At 65.6% G+C, this 2,823-nt stretch carries 1 protein-coding gene and 2 pseudogenes; 1 reads left to right on the plus strand and 2 read right to left on the minus strand.

Going from position 1 to position 2,823, the window contains the following annotated elements:
• On the minus strand, nucleotides 1-484 hold a 484-nt coding region (locus tag AC1Q5P_RS21710; RefSeq protein WP_273335406.1), incomplete at its 3' end, for an ATP-binding protein.
• Nucleotides 471-1,796, minus strand: a pseudogene (istA, locus tag AC1Q5P_RS21715) (IS21 family transposase); the annotation flags it as partial. The gene AC1Q5P_RS21710 and the pseudogene istA, both read right to left, overlap by 14 nt.
• A gap of 105 nt (nucleotides 1,797-1,901) precedes the next feature.
• Here istA and AC1Q5P_RS21720 point away from each other — a divergent pair.
• Nucleotides 1,902-2,777 (plus strand): annotated as a pseudogene (locus AC1Q5P_RS21720) (IS256 family transposase); the annotation flags it as partial.
• Nucleotides 2,778-2,823 lie beyond the last annotated feature (46 nt).

Consider the following 2,823-nt stretch of genomic DNA (forward strand, 5'->3'; position numbering starts at 1 on the left):
GGTCGAGCCGCGACAGCTGCGCCGCCAGGGTCCCGCCTTTGCCGATCCGGGTCTCCTCTTCGAGGCGTGTCACCAGATCGACGGTGTTGAAGTAGCGGGCGCGAGCGCCCCTTCGCACGACATTGGCGGTGATCGCGATGGCGAGGTGGGTCTTGCCTGTCCCCGTGCCGCCGACCAGCACGATATTGCGGCGAGGCGGGAGGAAGGAGCCATCGTGAAGGGAGCGGATCATCTCCTCATTGATCGGTGTGCCCTCGAAGCTGAACCGCTCCAGGTCCTTCACCACGGGCAGCCTCGCAGCCGTCATCCGATAGCGGATGGAGGCTGCATCCCGGTGGGTCGCCTCAGCACGGAGCAGGTCGGTCAGTATCTCCATGGTGGTGCGCTTGCGCTGGAGGCCGGTGGTGACCGCCTCGTCGAACGCCGCCGCCATGCCCTTGAGTCCGAGGCCGCGCATCGTGTCGATCATATCATGCCGCTGCATCATAGCCTCGCAGCAGATCATAGCGGGCACAGTCGGCGAGCGGAGGATGCTGCAGCATCCGGTCTTCCGAAGTGACGATGCTGTGGGGTGTCGCCGGCTCGCGGCGCCGGGAGAGGATGTTGAGGATCAGCTCGTCGCTGGCCGTTCCGTTCGCCAACGCTTCGCGCACGGCAGCCTCTACCGGCTCCAGGCCATCGGTGAGCACCGCCGAGAGGACCCGCACGAACCTGCGATCGGCCTCGTCCCCGGTGCCGAGCCTTCGCCGTAATCGGTGCAGGGCGGGCGGCAGATCCCAGTCCTGGAACGGTGCGCCGTTACGCAGCGCGCCGGGCTTGTGCGCGAGGACCGGCAGATAATGCCAGGGATCGTATATCGTGCGGTTCCGACCGAAGTGGCGCTCATGCTCCCCGACGATCGCATCGCCGCAGCGTATGACGATGCGATCGGCATAGGAGCGCACCTGAACGGTCCGGCGTGCGGCCGTCGACATGACCGAGTAGCGGTTGCGATCGAAGCTGATGAGGCAGGTGCCGGTGACGGCATGCTCGCTCTCATGGAAGCCGTCGAACGGTGCCAGGATCGGCTGCAGGGCCGGTCGCTCCATATCCAGCGCCTCGGCGACGGTAATATCCCCGCGTTCGGGATGGGCATGATGCTCGGCCCAGCGCCGGCACTCGGCCTCCAGCCACCCGTTGAGCTCGGCCAGGCTGGCGAACCGGAGCCGCGGCTGGAAGAAGCGGCCTCGGATTGTCTGGACCTGCTGCTCGACCTGGCCCTTCTCCCATCCCGCCGCCGGCGAGCAGGCGGTCGGCTCGACCATGTAATGATCGGTCATGATCAGGAAGCGGCGGTTGAACACACGCTCCTTGCCGGTGAACACGGCCGTCACCGCCGTCTTCATATTATCGTAGATACCGCGTCGCGGCACACCGCCGAAGAACGCGAACGCCCGGGCATGGGCATCGAACAGCATCTCCTGGCCCTCGCGCGGATAGGCCCGGACATAGGGTGCGCGCGAGTCGCAGAGACGCATATGCGCCACCTTCACCCGCATCGGCTTGCCGGCGATCTCCACATCCTCGTGGCTCCAGTCGAACTGGTAGGCCTCACCCGGCTGGAAGGTCATCGGGATGAACGCCGGTGCGCCTTCGCCAGCATCCTTCCGCCGCGCAGCACGCCAGCGCGCCGCATAGCGGCGCACCGCATCATAGGATCCATCGAACCCCTCGCGCACCAGCAGGTCATGGATACGCGTCATCCGTAGCCGATCGCGGCGGCCGCGACCTTCGTTCTCCTCAAGCAGCGCATCGAGAGGTCGTGTCCCACGGGGTGGTGTAGGAAGGTTTCTCTGAGAGGGTGGCCACCGTCGATCTTCTGGTAGGGTTCGGATGCGAACTCGAACCTGGAGAAGAAGACGATGACCGACGACAGAATGGCCCTTGTTGAGCTGATTGAGCAAGGGGCAGACAGCGATTTGGTGCGCGATATGCTGGCATTTGCCGCCGAGCGCATGATGGATCTGGAGATTGAGGCCAGAACGGGTGCGGCTGCGGGCAGTCGCAGCCCGGCGCGGCTCAACCACCGCAACGGCTATCGCGAACGGGGCTGGGACACTCGGGCCGGCCGGATCGAGCTGGCGATCCCCAAGCTCAGGAAGGGCAGTTACTTCCCGAGCTTCCTTGAGCCACGCCGCACGGCTGAGAAGGCGTTGGCGGCGGTGATCCAGGAAGCCTACGTCCACGGTGTCTCGACTCGCTCGGTCGACGATCTGGTCAAGGCGATGGGCGCCAGCGGCGTCTCGAAGAGCCAGGTGAGCCGTCTGGTGGCCGAGATCGACGAACGGGTGAACGCCTTCCTGCAGCGGCCGATCGAGGGCGAGTGGCCCTACCTGTGGATCGACGCCACCTACCTCAAGGTCCGCGAGGGCGGGCGGATCGTCTCGACGGCGGCGATAATCGCCGTCGGCGTCAACACCGATGGTCGGCGCGAGGTTCTGGGCGTTGCCACCGGCCCTTCAGAAGCGGAACCCTTCTGGAAAGCCTTCCTGCGCTCGCTCGCCGACCGGGGACTTCGCGGGGTAAAGCTGGTCATCGCGGACGACCACAAGGGGTTGCGCGCCGCCGCCAGCAAGGTGTTCGCCGCGAGCCAGCAACGCTGCCGGGTCCACTGGATGCGCAATGCGCTGGCACATGCCGCGCCCAAGCAGCGACCGGCAGTCATCGCCATGATCAAGACGATCTTTGCGCAGGAAACGGCTGAAGCGTGTAGCGCGACAAACTGGATGAGGATTGCGCGTCAATCAGGATGAGAATGTGATTGTCGCGGCGCGTCGATCAGTG

It is taken from the genome of Novosphingobium sp. GW835-FHT14H07, assembly GCF_058793515.1.